Raw genomic sequence first — 19,768 nt, 5'->3', positions numbered from 1 at the left:
GACCTCCGAGGACGGCAACAAGACCGTCCCTGCCAGGAGGGACGGTGAGAAGGGAGTGAGGCGAGCCAGGGGCTCAGGTCAGCGCTTGAGGAACTTGCCGGCGCGGTTGTACATGTCCTCGACCAGAGCCGAGAAGCGCTGCTCGACCTCACGGCGCTTCACCTTCAAGCTCGGGGTGAGCAGGCCGTTCTCCTGGGTGAAGCCCTCGATCAGCAGCCGCAGATCGCGGATCTGCTCATGCTTGGGCAGCTTGGCGGTCAGCTCGCTGACCCGGCGCCGGATCTCGTCGAGTACCTGCTGGTTGTTCAGCAGCTCCTCGCGCTTGGACCAGCTCACCTGCAGCTGATGGGCAATGTCCTCCAGATGCGGCAAGGAGGGCGCGACCAGCAAAGTCAGATACGGACGGTTGTCGCCCAGCACCAGGGTGTACTCGAACAGCGGGTCGCTGGCCAACAGCCCCTCGATCGGGGCCGGAGCGACGTTCTTGCCGTTGCTGGTGACGATCAGGTTCTTGATCCGGTCGGTGATCTGCAGGAAGCCGTCCTCGTCGAGCGTGCCGACGTCACCGGTCTGCAGCCAGCCGTCCACGATGGTGGTGGCCGTCTCCTCCGGCTTGCCCCAATAGCCGGTCATCAGGTTCGGGCCGCGGTACTCGATCTGGCCACTGTCGGAGACTCGCAGCTCGCCGCCGTCCATCACCTTGCCGACCGTGCCGAACCGAATGCTGGCCGAGGAGGGGAAGGTGACCAGCGGGGACGCCTCGGTCAGCCCGTAGCCCTGCAGCACCAGCAGGCCACAGCCGTAGAAGAACTCCTCGATCTCCGTGCGCAGCGGCGCTCCGCCACAGGCCAGGACGACCTTGGGCCCGCCCATGGCGTCCCGGACCGCGCCCAGAGCCAGCTTGTCGGCGATCTTGAGCTTCAGCGTGAGCAGCGGCGCGGGGTGCTTCCCGGCGCGCAGCACGTCGTGATAGGCGCTTCCGGTGCGCAGCGCCCAGGCCAGGATCCGCTTCTTCAGCGGGCTGTCGGCCACCTTCTCCTGCGCGGTGATGAACACCTTCTCGAAGAGGCGGGGGACGCTGGCCAGCAGCGTCGGCTTCGCGGCCACCATCATCTCGGCGACCGTGCGCGGGTCGGGGACATAGGTGTTCAGGCAGCCGTCGGCCAGCACCACATAGGTCCAGGCTCGCTCGAGTGCGTGGCTCAGCGGCAGGAAGCAGAGCGACGAATCCTTGGGCGTGATCGTGAAGTAGCGGTTCAGTACGGCGACCTGATGGGTGAAGCCGCGGTGGGTGAGCATCACACCCTTGGGCTCACCGGTGGTGCCGGAGGTGTAGATGATGGTGGCCAGGTCGTCGGCGCGGGCCGCGGCCAGCCGCTCTTCCACGGCCGTGAAGTCGGACGGCGCCGCAGCCAACTCGTCGCTGAGTCCGGTCACACCGTCCAGCTCGTCGAAGCTGATCACGGCCACATCGTCCAGCCCGGCCTCGGTGAGCTTGTCGATCTCGGCCTGGCCGGCCACGAAAGCCACGGTGGCACCGGCATCGCGGATGATGTGGCGGACCTGCTCGGGGGTGCTGGTCGGGTACAGCGGGACGCTGACCAGGGCCGCGGTGGCGCAGGCCAAGTCGGCCAGGCTCCACTCGGGGCGGTTGGTGGAGAAGATGGCGACCCGATCGCCGGGGGCCAGGCCACGGTCGATCAGCCGCGCGGCCAGCTGCCGTACCTGCGCGCCGAGCTCGGCATAGGTCTGGACGACGAACTCTCCGTCCACTCGGACCCGCGTGGCCGGAAGCTCACCATGCCGGGCCACCGAACCGGCGAACATGACCGCCAGGTGACCTGCGTCCATCTCAAGCTCCTTTGTCGTGGGCGTGCCTAACTTACCCTTCCGTAGGTTTCTGGCCAACCATGTCGGTCGGATGTGCACGGGCTCCCCTCGGACTGCACCTAATGGCCTCCAGATCCGGGTCCATCAGCGCCCACCCAGTGGACCCTGGGCGAGGTCGGAGCCGCCGCCTAGACTGCAGGGCATGCCAGTCCTGGGAGCCCATGTCGACGCCACCGATCCCGTGGCCGCCGCTGCCGAGTTACGCGCCGGCGCCTGCCAGTTCTTCCTCGGTGATCCGCAGGCCTGGCAGGGGCCGAAGGTCGAGTACGCCGGCGGGGCGGCCGGGCTCCGCGAGACCGCGGCCGCAGCGGACGTGGCCCTGTACGTCCACGCGCCCTATGTGCTGAACCTGGCCAGCACCAACAACCGGATCCGGATCCCGAGTCGCCAGCAGCTGCAGAAGCAGCTCACCGCTGCCGCCGAGATCGGGGCAGCCGGCGTGATCGTCCACGGCGGCCACGTGCTGGCCAGCGACGATCCGCAGGTCGGCTTCGAGAACTGGCGCAAGGCGATCGACGGGCTGAAGATCGACGTCCCGCTGCTGATCGAGAACACCGCCGGCGGCGCGAACGCCATGGCAAGGGAACTCGAGCGGCTGGATCGACTGTGGGAGGCCATCTCCGGCTCGCCGAACGCCGACCGAGTCGGCTTCTGCCTGGACACCTGCCACGCCCACGCGGCCGGCAATGAGCTCAGCGGCCTGGTCGACCGGGTGCGGGCGATCACCGGACGGATCGATCTGGTCCACGGCAACGACTCCCGCGACGCCTTCGGCTCCGGGGCCGACCGGCACGCCAACCTGAGCGCCGGCCAGTGCGATCCCGAGGGCTTGGCCGAGGTCTTCGCCACCGCGGGCGCACCGATCATCCTGGAGACTCCGGGCGGGACGCCGCAGCATCTGGTCGACATGGCCTGGATCGGCCAGCACCTCCCCAGCTGAGCGTGGTCGGCACCGCACATCCGTCCATCGGCGAACCGGACGAACGCACCTCGGTTCACGGCCTACCCTCAGTCAGCGATAACCTGACCAGCGTGAGCACGAGCATCTACGCGGCATCTCCCGAAGGCCTGACCGGGAAGTCGATGGTGGCCGTGGGCCTGATCGAGGCCCTCACCCGCACGCTGGGATCGGTCGGCGTGTTCCGTCCGCTGGTCCGCGACGGCGTGAAGGACCCGATCCTGCAGACCCTGATCGAGCAGCCCGGCGTCAGCCAGGGCTACGACGAAGGCATCGGGGTCACCTACGACGACGTCCGTGCGGACGCCGATGCCGCGCAGGCGACCCTGGTCGAGCGCTTCGCCGCGCTGAAGGACAAGCACGAGAACGTCGTGATCCTCGGCTCCGACTACACCGACGTGGCCTCACCCACCGAACTGAACTTCAACGCCAAGGTCGCCGCGAACCTGAACACGCCGGTGGTCCTGGTGGTCAGCGGACGGGCCCGCGACGCCGAGGGGATCCGCGAAGCCGCCGAGGGCGGCCTGCGCGAGTTCCGGGCCAACCACGTGAAGGTGCTGGCCGTGATCGCCAACCGGGTCGAGCCTGAGTTGGTGGACGCGGTCAAGGCCGAGCTGGCCAAGCTCACCGACGTCCTGGTCGCCGTCCTGCCGTGTGAGAAGCTGCTGGCCGCCCCAACCGTGGCCGACCAGTTCGCCTCCGTCGACGCCAAGCTGGTGCTGGGCAACCCGGCCCTCCTGAACCGGGAGTCGGCCAGCGTCCTGGTCGCCGCCATGACCCTGCCGAACGTGTTGTCCCGGCTGGAGCCGGAGTCGACGGTGATCATGCCGTCCGACCGCTCCGACATGCTGCCCGGCCTGTTGCTGGCCCATACGTCCGGCTCGTTCCCCCCACTGGCCGCGATCCTGCTGCTGGGCGGCTACGAGATCCCCGAGACGATCAAGACCCTGATCACCAGCATTCACAACGAGCTGCCGATCGGCACCACCGAGCTGGGCACGTTCACCTCCGCCGAGCGGATGTTCCGGCTGGAGGGCGCCATGACGTCCAGCCCGCGCAAGGTCGAGGTGGCCCGCCGGATCTTCTCCGAGAACGTGGACGTTCCGGCGCTGCTCAGCGCACTGCAGGTGCATCGCTCGGAGGTGATCACCCCGCTGATGTTCGAGCATCAGCTGCAGGAGATCGCCCGCTCGGACCGTCGCACCATCGTCCTGCCCGAGTCGACCGATGATCGGATCCTGAAGTCCGCCGACATCCTGCTGCGCCGCGGCGTGGCCCGGCTGATCCTGCTCGGTGATGCCGGTGCCATCAAGGCCCGCGCCACCCACTTGGGCCTGGCTCTGGCCGGAGTCGAGGTGGTCGATCCGACCGACCCGAGGTTGGTTGAGCAGTTCGCCACCGAGTACGCCCGACTGCGCGCTCACAAGGGAGTCACCCTCGAACAGGCCAAGGACAAGCTGAAAGACCTGTCGTACTTCGGCACCATGATGGTTCACCTGGGGATGGCCGACGGCATGGTGTCGGGCGCCATCAACACCACGGCCAACACCATTCGTCCCTCGCTGGAGTTCATCAAGACCAGGCCCGGAGTGAGCGTGGTGTCCGGCTCGTTCCTGATGTGCCTGCCCGACCGGGTCGTGGTCTACGCCGACTGCGCGGTGAACCCGAACCCGACCGAGGAGCAGCTGGCGGACATCGCGATCAGCTCGGCGGCCACGGCGGCCGGCTTCGGCATCGAGCCGCGGGTGGCCATGCTCAGCTACTCCACCGGGACCTCCGGCACCGGGGTGGACGTGGACAAGGTGCGCGCCGCCACCGAGATCGTCCGGCAGCGGGCGCCCGAGCTGGCTCTGGAAGGCCCGATCCAGTTCGATGCGGCCGTCGATCCGGTCGTGGCCAAGACCAAACTGCCCGAGTCGGCGGTCGCCGGCCGGGCAACGGTGTTCATCTTCCCGGACCTGAACACCGGCAACAACACCTACAAGGCCGTCCAGCGGTCGTCCGGCGCGGTGGCGATCGGACCCGTCCTGCAGGGCCTGAACAAGCCGGTGAACGACCTGTCCCGAGGCGCGCTGGTGGAAGACATCGTGAACACCGTGGCGATCACGGCGATTCAGGCCCAGGCGGCCAAGTAGAGATCCGGACAATCCGAGGAGCGCTGTGAGCGAACCCGTCCTGCTGCTGAACTGCGGTTCCAGCTCGATCAAGTATCAGGTGATCGATATGGCGACCGAGGAGGTGGTGGCTAGCGGAATCATCCAGCGGATCGGCGAGAGCGAGAGCACTCTCGACCACGACTTCGGCGGTTCGAGCCGGCACGACTCACTCGGCTTCCCCGACCACGCGCATGCGCTGGCGCACCTGGTGAAGGTCTTCGACGAGGTCGGACCGAAGCTTTCCGAGGTGGTTGCCGTCGGGCACCGGACCGTCCATGGCGGTGAGGCGTTCCGGGAGACGACCGTGATCGACGATTCCGTGCTGGCCAAGCTGCGCGAGCTCAGCCCGCTGGCCCCGCTGCACAACCCGCCGGGCATTGCCGGGATCGAGGCCGCCATGGCCGTGCTCCCGGACGTCCCGCATGTGGCGGTGTTCGACACGGCGTTCTTCGCCACGCTGCCGCCGGCCGCCTACACCTACGCCATCGACGATGAGCTGGCTCACGCCCATGGCATCCGCAAGTACGGCTTCCACGGCACCTCGCACAGCTACGTCTCGAAGAAGGTGGCCGAGGTGCTCGGCCGCCCCTACGACAGCTTCAACCAGATCGTCTGCCACCTCGGCAACGGCGCCTCGATCTCGGCGATCCAGCGCGGCGTGGCTGTGGACACGTCCATGGGACTCACTCCGCTGGCCGGCTTGGTGATGGGCACTCGCTCCGGCGATGTCGACCCCGGTCTGCACGCGTTCCTGGGCCGGGCACTAGGCATCGACCTGAACGAGGTGGACGCCCTGCTGAACAAGAAGTCCGGGATGCTCGGACTGTGCGGGGCCACCGACTTCCGCGACATCACCGGGCTGATCAACGCCGGTGACCAGCGAGCCCGCCTGGCCATGGACGTCTATCTGCACCGCCTGGTCAGCTACGTCGGCTCGTACCTGGCGATCCTGGGTGGGGTGGACGCGCTGACCTTCACCGCCGGCGTCGGCGAGAACGATGCGTTGGTCCGCGCCGGAGTTGTCACGCGGCTGCAGCCGCTCGGCTTCCGCCTGGATGAGGCCGCCAACGCCGTCCGCTCCAAGGAGCCGCGGGTGATCTCCACTCCGGACTCGAAGGTGACCATCTTGGTGGTGCCGACCAATGAGGAACTGGCGATGGCCCGGGAGACCAAGGCAGCCATCGGCTGAGGCCGAATCGACCATGGATTCGGGGACTCTCAGTCCCGGGATCAGGGTTGGTTGTGGTCCGGACTACGGTCTACGTAATTTCATGTAGTCCCCCTGGCGCGGGACCTGCCATTTCACCCCTCCAGGGAGCGTAGAATCCCTAGTCAATCAACAGGTAGTGAGTTCCACTCCTGAAGATGCTTCTTGGCCGGTTCGGGGGTGGCGGCCCCCGGGCCGGCCAAGTCATTTTCTGAGCCAGAGCCGTCAACTAGTTATCCACAGGAGTTGTCCACAGTGGGGATAACTACATCGGTGTAACTTGCCCGTCGCCTGCGGCCCGACTCTGCCGGAAGAAGTGGCCGCTAGCGCAGCTCGGCGTCACTTGGGTAGGTCTCCCCATGCTCGCGCAGCCACGCGAGAGTGTCCACATCGAGGTAGGGGACGATACGGGCCGGCACCGCACCCGACCGGCGGAGCTCCTCGGCGACGATCCGGAGCGTGGTGCGCTCGAGCCAGACGAAGGCCACCCCCTTTGTGTCGAAGTTCGAGATTCCGACCACACCCGTGTAGCCCTCTGGTTCGGACAAGTAGTTCGGCGTGTAGTCGTCGTCAGTCTCGCCTTGCTCGCCTTCTTCGTCGCCCTCGTCGTCGTCTGCTTCCCCGCGCCCCTCAACCTGCGACTCAGACAGCTCACGCCCGTCAGCCCTGACCCGCAAGATCCGCTCCGTGGCTCGGCGCAGAGCCTCTCGCAGCAGCGTGGGGTCTGGGCTCTTCAGCAGCCCGGGATTTGGCCCCGTCACTCCGAAGCCCTCCACCATCAACTCCTGCAGAGGCATGAACGTCCGCGGATCGACGGTGATGTCTCCCCCGGGTGGGAAGTCCGACTCGACGGCACGACGCCAGTTCCGCTGGTGCTCGCGCAGCTCTGCGGCATCGTCGATCAACTCGTCGGCCGCGTCCCGCTCCGCCTGCGCCCACAGTCCGTCCGGATCGTTGTGCCCGCGGCTGGTGTCCTTGCCTTCACTGGTGACCAGCCGGGGTAGGGCGGACGCCGAAGGCTCGGCCGGCGTACTGCCCGGCATCGTCGAACCTGAGTTCGCCGCATCCTGCGGGCCGCAGCCCGAAAGCGCGAGTCCCAGGCAGAGGAGGCCCGCCGTCACAAGTCTGAGGTTCACCTGTCCATCCTCTCGTCCCTCACACCGGGCCGGTGGATGAAGCTCACGCTTAGTCCCCACATCTCTGAATCGCACAAGGCGTCCTTGTTGGACTTTGTTGCGGGCCCAGGCCTAACCTGCTGAGAACGGTCTCAACGGCCGCCCACGCCTCTGCGGCCCGCCGGGATGCCCCTGCATGAGCCGCCACAAGCCACTTCGCGAGATTCCCAGATGACCAAGAACCTGACGGTCGGCCCACCGCTTCGCCTGATCGTCCTCTTCACGCTGCCGCTGCTGATCGGCAACCTGTTCCAGCAGCTCTACTCGGTGACCGATGCCATGGTCGTCGGGCAGGTGCTCGGAGTGGACGCCCTGGCGGCCGTCGGTGCGTCCGGCAGCATTCAGTTCTTGCTGTTCGGCTTCTCGTTCGGCGCCTCGGCCGGCGTGGCGATTCCGGTGGCCAAGGCCTTCGGCTCCGGTGACTTGGTCCGGCTGCGCCGGGCCGTCGCAGCCAGTGCGGTGATCGGGGTCGGCATCGCCGCAGCGATCATGGTGGCCGGCCTGTTCGGCTCGCGCGGCCTGCTGACCTGGATGGGCACTCCGCCCGAACTCCTGGAGAACTCGACGACCTTCCTGGTCGTCCTTGCCTCCGGTGCGGCAGCGACCGTGGCCTTCAACTTCCTCAGCGCCCTGATTCGCGCTCTGGGCGACAGCCGGACGCCACTGATCTTCCTCGTCATCGCCTGCGTCCTGAACGCCGGCCTGGTGATCGTCTTCGTGGGCGGGCTGCACTGGGGCATCGCCGGCGCGGCGGCCGCCACGGTGGTGGCGCAGTCGATCTCGGTGGTCTTGTGCCTGATCCTGATCGCCCGCAAGATGCCCGAACTGCATCTGAGCCGCAGCGACTGGCGCGTCTCCGGCGCCGACCTGCGGGAGTCGGCCGAACTCGGTCTGACCATGGGCTTCCAGATGTCGGTGATCGCAGTGGGCGCGGCCATGCTCCAGTACGGCATCAACGGGCTGGGCACCAACGCCGTTGCCGCCTTCACCGCGGCCATGCGGGTCGACCAGGTGGCGGTGACGCCACTGGCGTCCATCGGCGTGGCCATGAGCACCTACGTGGCGCAGAACCGGGGCGCGCACCAGTGGGAGCGGATCCGAGTCGGCGTCTTCCGGATCACCATGCTGGCCATGGCCTGGGCGGCCGCGACCGGCGTCGCCATCGTGGTGTTCGGGACGAACCTGGTGCAGCTGTTCGTCGGCCCCAACGAGACCGCAGTGATCGCCATGGCTCATCAGTATCTGATCATCAATGGCGTTCTCTACTGGATCCTCAGCGTGCTGTTCGTGGTGCGCAACGCGATCCAGGGGCTGGGCGCGGCCGTGGTTCCGACCATCGCCGGCTTCATGGAGCTGGCCGCCCGAGGTACGGTCGGCATCGTTCTGATCGAGCGGATCGGCTTCCTCGGTGCCTGCCTGGCTGCTCCGCTGGCCTGGCTGGGGGCGCTGATTCCCCTGCTCATCTCGTGGTTCTGGCATCGCCATCAGCTGCTGAGGGACGAAGCCACCGGCCTGGCGGTCAGCGATGAGCGGCTCAACCAGGTGCTGGACGGAGTCACGTCCGCAGCACCCATCCTCGAGCCGTGCCTGAACTGCGAGCCTGTCGGGGACACCGCCAGCGGGGTCGGCATCGCACTTTCCGAGGACGAGGACGCACCCGCGGCAACCTCCGTCCCGGTCGAGCCGTCGATCGACCTGGAGCCCGCCGGCTGATCCTGGCACTGGCGATCCCTGGATAACCGGGCTCTGGTTGGCCCACTCTGACGAGGCGATTCTTGAATCACCGCCGATCGTCGGCGGACCGCCTACGAAGGAGACCCATGGCCCGCGCCATCGACCTCGCTCTGCCCGACCTCACCGGACGGCTCGCTGTCGTCACTGGAGCCAGCGACGGCATCGGCTTCCACATCGCGGCCCGGCTCGCAGCGGCCGGGGCTGAGGTGCTGCTGCCCGTCCGCAACGCCACGAAGGGCGATGACGCCGTGAATCGGATTCGGGCCGCGGTACCGTCGGGCATCGTGTCGACGCGGCGCCTCGACCTGTCGTCGCTGGCATCGGTCGCCGCCCTCGTCACGATGCTCGCCGAAGAGGGACGTCCGATCAACCTGCTGATCAACAACGCCGGGGTGATGACGCCTCCGACCCGGCAGACCACCGCCGACGGGTTCGAACTGCAGTTCGGGACCAACCATCTGGGGCACTTCGCCCTCACCGCGGGGCTGATGCCACTGCTGCGCGACGGCGCGGCACGAGTTGTGCTGCAGAGCAGCGTCGTGGCGCGCAATGCGTCCATCAACTTCGCCGACCTGAACTGGGATCGGGGCTACGGCAACGGGATGAGCGCCTACGGGCAGTCGAAGCTGGCCGAGGCGCTGTTCGGCTTCGAGTTGCAGCGCCGCAGCGCGGCCGACGGCTGGGGAATCACGGCGGCCGTGTCTCACCCCGGCATCTCGCCGACGAACTTGCTCGCCGCCCAGCCCGGGTTGGGTCGAGAGCACGACACTACGGGACGTCGGGTGATCGCCCAGCTGTCCCGGCTCGGTCTGCTGGTTGGTACCCCCGACAGCGCCTCACTGCCGGCCCTGCTCGCTGCCACTGCGCCGGACGAGGCGGGCCGCTTCTTCGGGCCGAAGGGGCCGGGCAACGCCGGCGGCGCGCCGGCCGAGCAGAAGCCATGGACGCCGATGACGTCGATCGCCGATGCCTCCCGGCTGTGGGCGCAATCTGAGCAGCTGACCGGGGTGAGCTTCCCCGGCTGATCACCCCCCGGTCACCAATCTGGGCGCTTGTTCGTCCATCACCCACGAAGGAGACTTGCCGCATGGACCGAGCCCAGTTGGCCGACTTCCTGCGCACCCGGCGCGAGGCGCTGCAGCCTGAGGACGTCGGCCTGGGCCGCGGCTCGCGGCGGCGCACCGCCGGGCTGCGCCGCGAAGAGGTGGCCGCCCTGTGCGACATGTCGGTCGACTACTACAGCCGGCTCGAGCAGGGCCGCGGGCCGCAACCGTCCGAACAGATGCTCGGTGCGATCGCCCGCGGACTGCGCCTGACCCTGGCCGAGCGGGATCACCTGCTGCTGATCGCCGGCCATCATGCACCGAGCCGGACGTCCCGCTCCCGCCACGTCGCGCCGGGGCTGATGCGGGTGATCGACAGGCTTCAGGACACCCCGGCCCAGGTGATGAACGAGATGGGCGAGACCCTGGTCCAGACCCCACCGGCCCGGACGCTGTTCGGCGACGAGACTCGGTTCACCGGGATGGCGCGCTCGCTGCTGTACCGGTGGTTCACCGACCCGGACGCCCGGCGGGTGTACCCCGAGGAAGACCACCCCGCGCACTCGCGGACCTTCACCGCTGGCGCTAGGCGCATCTACGCGGCACAGCGCCCCGGCTCGCCGATGCATCTGCTGGTGGCGGAGCTCCTCACGCTGAGCCCGGAGTTCGCCGAGCTGTGGGCCGCCCACGAGGTCGCCGAGGTACATGCCTACGAGAAGCAGCTTCAGCACCCCTCTGTCGGAGTGATGACCCTGCAGTGCCAGTTGCTGCATGACCCGGACCACGGCCAGGATCTGCTGATCTTCACCGCCGCGCCCGGCTCGGCAAGCTATGAGAAGCTGCAGCTCCTGAGCCTGGCGGACGAGCTTCGCGGCTCGTAGCGAAAGGGAATCCCATGACCCACCGGATCTTCGGCACGCCGTTCAGCGACATCTACCAGCTCTATCTGGCCAAGGTCGAGCGCAAGGGCCACACCCAAGCCGAACTCGATCAGGTGATCAGTTGGCTGACCGGCTACGACGCGGACGGTCTGGCGCGGGTCCTCACCGAGCGGACCACTGTCGGAGACTTCTTCGACCAGGCGCCGTCGTTCAACCCGCACGCGTCGCTGATCACCGGACTGATCTGCGGGATCCGGGTCGAAGAGATGGACGATCCGCAGATGCAGCGGGTCCGCTACCTCGACAAACTCGTCGACGAGGTGGCCCGCGGCAAGAAGATGAGCTCGATCCTGCGCAGCCCGGCCTGAGGAGGTCCGCGCCAGTCACGTCGCCACCTGCGGTACAGGATGGGGACGGTTCCTGTTACGTCCCAGCCGCGCTCGCCGAGCGCCGGGGCACAGGCCGGATCAGCTCGGGAAGGATGCTCGGTGGGCGAGGTCGACGTCGCAGCGGACGAGCTGGCGCAACGGCTGTCGGCACTTTCCGACTCGCGGCCCCGAGTGCTGGTCGGAATCTGCGGAGCGCCCGGAGCCGGCAAATCGACCTTGGCCGCGCTGTTGGCGTCCGAGTTGAACCGCGCCGACCCCGGCTCGGCCGTTGTCGTCCCGATGGACGGCTTTCACCTGGCCAAGTCGGTCATCGCCGCCGACGACCGGGCCCACCGGCGCGGGGCCCCGGACACCTTCGACCCGGACGGCTATGCGGCCCTCCTCGAGCGGCTGCGCGAGCCGGGGCCGAAAACCATCTACGCCCCGGAGTACCGCCGCGAGATCGAGGATCCGGTGGCCGGCGCGATCCCGGTGCCACCCGAGTGTCGAGTCGTGATCACCGAGGGCAACTATCTGCTGCATCCGGAACCGGTTTGGCGGCGAGTCCGGGCCTGCCTGGACGAGGTGTGGTACCTGAGCGCTCCGTCCGAGCCGGACCGGATCGAGGCGCTGATCCGGCGTCACGAGCGCTTCGGCAAATCCCCCGAGCACGCCCGGACGCACACGCTGGGCTCGGACCAGGCCAACGCCGAGCTGATCGCCGGCCACCGCTCGTCCGCCGACCTTCAGCTGCGTTGGCCGTCCTGGTAGCGGGCCGGGGACGGTTCCAATACCGTCCGCCCTTGTCAGAAGAAGCTGCAAGAACCGTCCCCGCGGCTCTCAGGAGCGCTCAGCCCCACCAGAACGAGGCGGCGATGATGCAGTACAGCCCGATCAGGGCGGCCCCTTCGAGCCAGTTCGACCGTCCGTCGAAAGTGATGATCGTCGTCAGCAGGACGGCCACCAGCACCGCCATCACCAGCATCGGCGAGAAGACCAGGGTCAGCGAGGCGAAGCCGAACAGATTGGACGCGATCACCAGCACCGGCGCCAACACCAAGGCGATCTGCAGCGGCGAGTTGATCACGACGGCGAACGCCATCTCGGACTGATTCTTGGCCGCCAGCTGCAGCCCGACGAAGTTCTCGATCGCGTTGCCGGCGATCGCGACGATCACCAGACCCGAGAAGGCCTCGGAGATGTTCAGGGCGTGCATTGCCGGCTCGAGCGCCTGGACGAACCAGTCCGACACGAAGGCCGCGGCCACCGCGGCCACCGCGAGCAAACCGATGGCCACCGGCAGCGACCACCGCGGCGCCTCTTTCGCCTCACCGGGCACCGCCTGCGGAAGATCGGCCTTGCGGATCGAAGCCGGCAGGCTCAGCGCGAACAGCGCGAGTAGGACCACCGCGGCGATCATCGACAGCGTCGTCTCGTGCTCCGAAGCCGGGGTGTGCAGGTAGTAGGCCAGCGACGGCAGCACCATCGCCCCCACCGAGACGAACAGCATGACGCCGATGAACTGGGCTCGCTCCGAATCCAGCCGCTGGGTCCCATGTTTGAGCCCGCCGACAAGGAACGACAGCCCAAGGACGAGCAGCAGGTTGGCCAGGATCGAGCCGATCAGCGCCGCCTGGACGACCTGGACCAGCCCGGCTTGCAGCGCGAACAAGGCGATGAACAGCTCCGGCAGATTGCCGAGCGCGGACTGCAGCACCCCGGTCGCTCCGGGTCCGAAGCGATCACCCAGCTGCTCGACGGCCCGTCCGACAAGAGCGGCTAGGGCGGCGACGGCGACTCCAGCCAGGACGAAGGCCAGCACGCTGCCTTGCCCGTTGGTCAACCAGGCCAGCAGTACCCCCGCGGCGCAGGCCGCGAACAAGATGAGGTCGGAGCGCTCGAAGCGGGTGCGTCCGCGCTTCTGGGCAGCGTCGTGAGCAGTCACGTCCGCAGCCTAAACCAGGCGCGCCGGGCCGGTTCGGCGAACCGGACCCGTTAGGGGACGGTTCCAAAACCGTCCACCCTTGTCAGCGAGAATGGCAGGAACCGTCCCCACTCAGTCGGCGGGCAGCGGGGCGGCCCGGGAGCGTCCGGGCATCTCGGCGAGGGGTCGGACGGCCAGGGCGGCGGTGACCAGCAGCAGCACGCCGCCGATCACATAGGACGCCTGCAGGCCGACCGCGTGAGAGAGCAGGCCGATCCCCGACGCCCCGAGTGGCATGGCGATGAAGGCCATCATCCGGTAGACCGCGGTGACCCGTCCGAGCAGCTCGGAGGGCACCACTCGCTGCCGGTAGCTGTTCACGATCACGTTCCAGGCCATCGAGAAGAAACCGGTGAAGATGAACGCCGCGAACGACACGATCACCTGCGGCACCGCCCCCAACACGATGGACGACACCGCGAACGCCGTGATCGAGGCCAGCACCGTCGCCCGTTCCCCCCACCAGCGCACCAGCGGAACCGAGGCGAGCGCGCCAGCGATCGCCCCCACCGCGAAAGCGCCCATCACGAGGCCATATGCCGATTCGGGCAGCCTCAGCAGCTCCAGGACGTACAGCACCAGCACCGCGATCACGCCCGAGGTGACGAAGTTCACAACGCCGACCGAGGCGGCCAGCGTCCGCAGCACCCGGTGGTGGATCAGATAGGAGAAGCCCTCGCGCAGCAGTTCGAGGTTGCTCTGCTCGCCGGTGTGCGCCGGACGTCCGGGCGCCCGCCGGGACACCCAGGCCGTGATCAGGGTGCCGGTCGCGAAGGCCAGCGCCGCGAAGCCGAACGGGGCGGCCGGGGCCAGCACGAAGACCAGGGTGCCGACCATGGGGCCGATCAGGTTCCCGGCCAGCGCCAGCGACATCTGGGTGAGCGAGTTCGCCCGTCCGAACTGTTCGGGGTCGACCAGCTCGGGCAGCACCGAGGAGGACGCGTTGTCGAAGAACGGCGCGGCCAGGCCCAGGACGAAGCCCAGCACGTAGATGGTCGGCAGCTCGGCCCAACCGGCCCACACCAGAGCAGCGAAGACGCCGGCGGCCACGGCCCGGACGGCATTGGACGCCCACATCAGCGGCAGCCGGGGCAGCCGGTCGGCGGCGACTCCGGAGGCCAGGCCCAGCAACAGCCAGCCGGCTTGGCCGAGGGCATCGGTGATCGAGATCAGCCGTGGGTCGCGGGTCAGTGTGGCGGCCAGCAGCGGCAATGCCCCGAAGAGCAGACCCTCCGCCAGATAGGACACCGAACTACCTAGCCAGACGGCCCAGAACCGTCGCCCCAATGGCTGCGCCACGACTTCCACCTCCGCCGAGCGAGTCTAGAACTGGGCATAGCGCCGACTCCGGGTTCCCAGGGTCGCTTCAGGGGACCCTTCGACGAGGTTCAGGGATCCGGCGGGCGGGTTCGGGGCCCCTTCGACAGGCTCGAGGACCGATCCGCAAGCTCGGCGACGAGGCTCCGAGACTCAGGCGTCGGTGGTGACCCGGGCCACGTGCAGGGCCAGGTAGGACACCTCGTCGTCGGTGAGGGCCTCGCCGAGCCGAAGCTCAAGGATCGAGGCCAGCCGCTGCGCACACTCCGCCGCCTGCGGGTAGCTGTCCCGGATCGCCTGGCCGATGGCCGAGTGGTTCTCCGACAGCTGGGTGTGCTGCTGGATCCGGACGAACAGGTAGCGCAGGTGGGTGATGAACCGCCCCACCGAGACGCTGCCGCTGGGCAGCACCACTCCGAAAGCCTGCTCGATCACCGTGACCAGCTGCTGGATGACCCCGGTCATCTTGTAGGTGTACGAGAGATCCCCGGTGGTGAAACTGGCGTTCACCAGGTGCAATGCCAGACCGACCGCCTCTTCTGCGGGCAGCTGGGTGCTGCTGCGGGCGTTGATGGCGGCCAGCAGCTGCTGCGCCTGCCGATACTCCTCGGCATAGAGGTGCTGCACCTCGGCCAGCAGCGGGTACTCCAGGTTCAGCCCGATTGCAGCCCGGCGCAACGCGTAGCTGACGTGGTCGGACAGAGCCACCACCAGGGCCGGGTTGTCGGCCAGCTTGCTGGCCCCGATCTGGGTCAGCGCCTCGCCCACCAGCGAGACATACTCCGGGGCGATGCCGGCCATCAACTCGGCCAGATGATCGGGGTCACGCCCGTCGGTGGGCACGAACGTCCGCACCACCAGGGCGTCATTGACCGGCTGACCCGGCCGGGTCTGGAAGCCCAGACCACGGCCGGTCAGGATGACCTCGCGGCCAGCGTCGTCCACGGCAAGGACGACGTTGTTGTTGAAGATTCTGGCGATCTCCATCTCAGTCCCGGGTCGGAGGGGTCACGGCGATCCCACTGTCCTCGATTCAGATGACCAGGTCAATCACCGGATCGCCGAGGCTGACCGCGACGGCAGGACGGGGGGTGACCGAGCTCAGGGTCAGGGTGTTGATCACCACGACCACGGTCGTGGCGTCGTAGCCGGCGCCCCGGATCGCATCCAGGTCGACGTCGGCCAGGACGTCCCCGGCACTGACTCGCTGGTCCTTGGCGACCTTGACGTCGAAGCCCTTGCCCTCCAGCCGGACGGTGTCGATGCCGACATGGACGAGCACCTCGACCCCGTCATCGGTGCGGATCCCGAAGGCGTGTCCGCTGTCGGGGACGGTAACTAGGACGCCGCTGACCGGGGCGACCACACGTCCGTTGGCGGGGACGATGCCGACCCCTTCACCCAGTGCCTTCGAGGCGAACACCTTGTCGGCGACCTCGGTGAGCGGGATCACCTGACCGGCCACCGGTGCACCGAGCACCGAGGTCGGGCCGGTGGCCGCTGCGGCGGCAGCCGGGACGTCCGTGGCGGTGCGAGCGGCCTCGAGAGCGAGATCGGCATCGGCCTGGGCGCGATCGGCCTCGTCCTGCGCCTTCTGCTCGGGGGTGCGGTAGTCGGAGACGATCACCAAGATCATGGCCGTGAAGAAGGCCAGAGTGATGGCCAGGCCGTAGCGCCACATCGGCTCGAAGACCGGAATGGTCAGCAGCGAGGTGAAGGCGAAGGCGTTGGTGGTGACCCCACCGAGCAGGCCGGTGGTCAGGCCACCGACCGCACAGCCGACCAGCATCCGCGGGTAGATCCGCTTGTAGCGCAAGTGAATGCCATACAGGGACGGCTCGGAGATGCCGCCCAGCAGGCCGGCGGCCAGGGCACCGGTGGCGACCTCACGCATTTCGACGTTGCGGTTGCGGATAGCCAGGACGAGCACGCCGGCGGTGGCACCGAAGCAGGCGAAGTTCCACGAGCCCATCGGGCCCTGGATGAAGTCGTAGCCCAGGGTCTGGATGTTGGCCAGCATCAGTGCGTTCAGCGGCCAGTGCAGGCCCAGCGGCACCAGGAACGGGTAGAGCATCGGGATGATGACCGCGAAGACCAGCGGAGCCGAGGTGTTCAACCAGGAGAGCCCAGTGCCCAGGCCGGTGCCGATCCAGATGCCGAGCGGGCCGATCAGGAAAGCGGTCACCGGGATCATCACGATCATCGAGAAGAACGGGACGAACACCATCTGGATGTTGGCCGGGAAGATCCGCTTCAGCGCCTTGTAGACCAGGGCCAGCACGGCGACCATGATCAGCGGCACGAAGACCTGGCCGCCGTAGCCATTGAGCTGCATGGGCAGTCCGAAGATCTGCGCCACGCAGGTCGGGTCGGCCCCGGCGATCGGGCTGGGGGTGCAGATCGTGTCCGGGAACCGGGTGGTGTTGGACAGGCTGATGAACTCCGGCGTCATCACCGCGCCCATCACCGTCGCCCCGACCCACGGGTCGATGTTCAGCTTCTTGGCCGCGTTGTAGGCGACCATGATCGGCAGGAAGTAGAAGACCGCGCGCCACATGGCGTCCACGAACACCCAGGACGCCGACTTGTCGGCGGCCCGGAAGTCGACCACACCCAGGGCGTCCAGGACCGCGGCGAAGGCGATGATCAGCGAGGCGCCGAGCAGCACGCCCAGCAGCGGACGGAACGAGTCCGACAGGTACTCGAAGAAGGCGTCCAGCCAGGCGAACTTGCCCCGCGCCTTGGCCCGGGCCGCGGCCTTCACGTCCGCGTCGGACAGGCCCTTGGAAACCCCGGACATCTCCGACAGGTTCATGATCTGGTTGTAGGTGCTCTGGACGGCACCGCCGATCACCACCTGGTAGCGGTCGCCGGACTGGGGCACGGTGCCCATCACTCCGGGGATCTTGTCCAACGCTGCTGCGTCGACCTTGCCGGCATCCTTCAGTTCGAAGCGAAGCCGGGTCGCGCAATGGGTGAGGCTCACGATGTTGCTCGGTCCACCGACCTTGGCAACGATCTGGGCGGCTGTGTCCGTCGTTGTAGACGCCATCGTCATTCCCTGTCTACCGGGCCCTCGAACGGGCCAGAAAATGAAAAAAGACCCGAGACGCACATCAGTGCATCTCAGGTCTTGCCCCTTGCGGGTAACAATCCTGTAGAGCCGAAGCTCTGCCATGAGGCTAACACCCGTCCAGCCGCCCGCGCACATTGCCTTGTCGCAGCCCGAACAGCGGGGACGGTTCCAGTACCGCCCACCCTCGTCACGGTCATCCCGGGGACGGTTCCCGTCCCGTCCACAGCGGCGCGCTCAGCGAGAGCGGAGAGCGACCCGGGTCTGGGTCTGGACGACCCCGCAGGCCTTCTTCAGATGCTTCAGCAGACCGTCCAGGGCCGCGGTGTCGGGCACCCGGGCGTGCAGCAGGTAGTCGTAGGGGCCGGTGACGTGGGCGGCGTCGACGATCTGGCGGACCGGCTCTATCGCGGCCAGGAACTGCTCGCCGTCGGTCGCCTCGCCCAGCCGGACGTCGATGAACACCTCCAGGCCGCGGGACGGCTGGGCCCGGTCGGCATCGGTGATGATCGTGTAGCCGAGGATCACCCCGTCCGCCTCGAGCCGACGGACGCGGGCCGCCACGGCATTCGAGCTCAGCCCGATCTGACGGGCGACATCCGACAGCGAGCGCCTCGCATTTCGCTGTAGAAGACCGAGAATTTCCTCATCCAATGGTTCCATGATGGACAACTCTACGGTCACGCTTCGAAATGCGCAGGAGCGCAGGCGGTGACCCCCTCAGACTTCTGCCATGGATCCGGTGACTGCCTCAGCCCTGGCCGGCGTGGCCGCCGGGTTTGCCATCGCCATGCCGCTGGGTGCGATCGGCGTCCTCCTGCTGCGCGAAGGCATGCTGAACGGGCGGCGAGCGGCCGTCGCCGGAGCCGCAGGGGTGGCCACCATCGACACCCTGTACTGCACGGCCGCGATCGTGGCCGGCGCCGCCGCTGCTCCGGTGATCCGCTCCTGGGGTGTCTGGCCGCGCTACCTGGCCGGGGCCGTCCTGGTCATCCTGGGCATCCAGCAGCTACTCGCCCTGCGCAAGCCGCGCGGCGAGGCTGCACCCACCGCCAGTACTGGACGTTCGGCCTACCTGAAGTTCTTCGGGCTGACCGCCATCAATCCGGCCACCCTGATCTACTTTCTGGCTCTGGCCAGCGCGCTTCCCGACACCGGTGGGCCGTGGGGCGGGATCGCCTTCACCGTCGGGGCCGGGCTGGCCTCACTGTCGTGGCAACTGGGCCTGGCGCTAGTCAGCAGCGGCGCCAAGGCCGTCCTGCCGGAGCGTGCGTCCACCTGGCTCGGCGTGATCGGCTCGGCCGTGGTCGTCGTGCTGGGTCTGGGAGTCGCCTTCAGCCGTTGAGCGGGCCTCGCGTTCCTCCCGCCGGCCCGCTCAGCCCTTAGCTCGCCTCGTCATTGAGTTCACTCAACCGAGTTTCTCGACGCATCGCCGCGCGGCGTCCTTCGCCTGGCTGGCAAATGGCGCAGACCGGTCGGTCGATCCCAGCAGCCGATCCGGGTGGGACGGGGCGTTGGTGATGTAGACCTGGACCGTCCCTCCACCGTAGGAGTCCGGATCGATATCCGAGTACGGATCCACCCACACGCGTACCGCCACCGCCCACCACTGGTCGCCGGCCGGCACCATCTGGGCGTTGCGGAACCGCACTCCTCCGCCCACGTTCCCGATCCGCTCGACATCGTGAAGCACCGCGGCCGGGACGTCCTTGCAGGTGAAGTCGGGGGTGGTGGTCGGACTGGGCTCCTCGGACGGTTCAGCGGCCTGAATCGTCCGATCGAGGGACGGGTCGTGTTCCTCCAGATACGGCGCCAGGCTGCAGCCGGACAACGCCACCATCAGGAACGCTGTGCAGGTGAGCTTGGCGACCGTCCGCATGGAATCACGCTAATCCGGACCCACGCGTGCGGCGGTGGATTCGGGGAATCTGCGGAGTAAGTGCGTCGGGCCGGGAGCGCCTCTCGGCGCGTGGCCGCTCGAA

17 protein-coding genes are annotated in these 19,768 nt (G+C 68.0%); 9 read left to right on the top strand and 8 right to left on the bottom strand.

Annotated elements, in window-relative coordinates:
* Positions 1-78: 78 nt before the first annotated feature.
* Positions 79-1,851, bottom strand: coding sequence for an AMP-dependent synthetase/ligase (locus tag ATK74_RS14035; RefSeq protein ID WP_098461628.1), 1,773 nt, complete (start codon positions 1,849-1,851; stop codon positions 79-81).
* Between the two features lie 181 nt (positions 1,852-2,032).
* On the opposite strand from ATK74_RS14035, the gene ATK74_RS14030 reads away from it, so the two are divergent.
* The 3 genes from ATK74_RS14030 to ATK74_RS14020 all read left to right on the top strand — a co-directional run bounded on the left by ATK74_RS14030 (position 2,033) and on the right by ATK74_RS14020 (position 6,193).
* Positions 2,033-2,830 carry a deoxyribonuclease IV gene (locus ATK74_RS14030; protein ID WP_098461627.1) on the top strand — a complete coding sequence of 266 codons (798 nt, stop codon included), beginning with the start codon at positions 2,033-2,035 and terminating at the stop codon, positions 2,828-2,830.
* A gap of 92 nt (positions 2,831-2,922) precedes the next feature.
* On the top strand, positions 2,923-4,983 hold the full coding sequence (gene pta / locus ATK74_RS14025; RefSeq protein ID WP_098462293.1) for a phosphate acetyltransferase: 2,061 nt from the start codon (positions 2,923-2,925) through the stop codon (positions 4,981-4,983).
* 25 nt (positions 4,984-5,008) lie between these two features.
* Positions 5,009-6,193: an acetate/propionate family kinase gene (locus ATK74_RS14020; RefSeq protein WP_098461626.1), complete on the top strand. Its 1,185-nt coding sequence runs from the start codon at positions 5,009-5,011 to the stop codon at positions 6,191-6,193.
* Positions 6,194-6,534: 341 nt separating this feature from the next.
* On the opposite strand, the gene ATK74_RS14015 is transcribed toward ATK74_RS14020, so the two are convergent.
* Positions 6,535-7,254, bottom strand: a complete 720-nt coding sequence (locus ATK74_RS14015) for a hypothetical protein (RefSeq protein ID WP_143483689.1) — start codon at positions 7,252-7,254, stop codon at positions 6,535-6,537.
* Positions 7,255-7,557: 303 nt separating this feature from the next.
* On the opposite strand from ATK74_RS14015, the gene ATK74_RS14010 reads away from it, so the two are divergent.
* The 5 genes from ATK74_RS14010 (at position 7,558) to ATK74_RS13990 (ending at position 12,183) form a co-directional block, all read left to right on the top strand.
* Complete coding sequence (locus ATK74_RS14010; protein ID WP_098461624.1) at positions 7,558-9,099, top strand: MATE family efflux transporter; 1,542 nt, start codon at positions 7,558-7,560, stop codon at positions 9,097-9,099.
* A 107-nt stretch (positions 9,100-9,206) separates the two neighbouring features.
* Positions 9,207-10,145 carry an SDR family oxidoreductase gene (locus tag ATK74_RS14005; RefSeq protein WP_098461623.1) on the top strand — a complete coding sequence of 313 codons (939 nt, stop codon included), beginning with the start codon at positions 9,207-9,209 and terminating at the stop codon, positions 10,143-10,145.
* Positions 10,146-10,207: 62 nt separating this feature from the next.
* Positions 10,208-11,044: a helix-turn-helix transcriptional regulator gene (locus ATK74_RS14000; RefSeq protein WP_098461622.1), complete on the top strand. Its 837-nt coding sequence runs from the start codon at positions 10,208-10,210 to the stop codon at positions 11,042-11,044.
* A gap of 14 nt (positions 11,045-11,058) precedes the next feature.
* Positions 11,059-11,412 carry a DUF2200 domain-containing protein gene (locus ATK74_RS13995; protein WP_098461621.1) on the top strand — a complete coding sequence of 118 codons (354 nt, stop codon included), beginning with the start codon at positions 11,059-11,061 and terminating at the stop codon, positions 11,410-11,412.
* Positions 11,413-11,532: 120 nt separating this feature from the next.
* Positions 11,533-12,183: a nucleoside/nucleotide kinase family protein gene (locus ATK74_RS13990; protein WP_245840956.1), complete on the top strand. Its 651-nt coding sequence runs from the start codon at positions 11,533-11,535 to the stop codon at positions 12,181-12,183.
* A gap of 79 nt (positions 12,184-12,262) precedes the next feature.
* Here the strand turns inward: ATK74_RS13990 and cax are convergent, their stop codons facing one another.
* The 5 genes from cax to ATK74_RS13965 form a co-directional block, all read right to left on the bottom strand.
* Entirely contained in the window at positions 12,263-13,357 is a 1,095-nt protein-coding gene (gene cax / locus ATK74_RS13985) for a calcium/proton exchanger (protein ID WP_098461619.1), read from the bottom strand.
* 111 nt (positions 13,358-13,468) lie between these two features.
* Positions 13,469-14,695: an MFS transporter gene (locus ATK74_RS13980; RefSeq protein WP_281255382.1), complete on the bottom strand. Its 1,227-nt coding sequence runs from the start codon at positions 14,693-14,695 to the stop codon at positions 13,469-13,471.
* A gap of 171 nt (positions 14,696-14,866) precedes the next feature.
* The gene (locus ATK74_RS13975) at positions 14,867-15,700 is read right to left on the bottom strand and encodes a PRD domain-containing protein (protein WP_098461617.1); all 834 of its coding nucleotides are present in this window, start codon (positions 15,698-15,700) and stop codon (positions 14,867-14,869) included.
* Between the two features lie 46 nt (positions 15,701-15,746).
* On the bottom strand, positions 15,747-17,765 hold the full coding sequence (locus ATK74_RS13970; protein WP_098462292.1) for a glucose PTS transporter subunit IIA: 2,019 nt from the start codon (positions 17,763-17,765) through the stop codon (positions 15,747-15,749).
* Between the two features lie 258 nt (positions 17,766-18,023).
* A complete protein-coding gene (locus ATK74_RS13965; RefSeq protein ID WP_098461616.1) occupies positions 18,024-18,449 on the bottom strand; it encodes an Lrp/AsnC family transcriptional regulator in 426 nt (141 codons plus the stop codon).
* Positions 18,450-18,519: 70 nt separating this feature from the next.
* Between ATK74_RS13965 and ATK74_RS13960 the strand changes: the two genes are divergently transcribed.
* A complete protein-coding gene (locus tag ATK74_RS13960; RefSeq protein WP_098461615.1) occupies positions 18,520-19,131 on the top strand; it encodes a LysE family transporter in 612 nt (203 codons plus the stop codon).
* A gap of 63 nt (positions 19,132-19,194) precedes the next feature.
* On the opposite strand, the gene ATK74_RS13955 is transcribed toward ATK74_RS13960, so the two are convergent.
* Positions 19,195-19,665 carry a hypothetical protein gene (locus ATK74_RS13955; RefSeq protein WP_098461614.1) on the bottom strand — a complete coding sequence of 157 codons (471 nt, stop codon included), beginning with the start codon at positions 19,663-19,665 and terminating at the stop codon, positions 19,195-19,197.
* Between the last annotated feature and the right edge of the window lie 103 nt (positions 19,666-19,768).

This window comes from Propionicimonas paludicola, from assembly GCF_002563675.1.
Lineage (GTDB): Bacteria > Actinomycetota > Actinomycetes > Propionibacteriales > Propionibacteriaceae > Propionicimonas > Propionicimonas paludicola.
The sequence above is the reverse complement of the archived record's forward strand: the minus strand, read 5'-3'. Positions and strand labels throughout refer to the sequence as shown.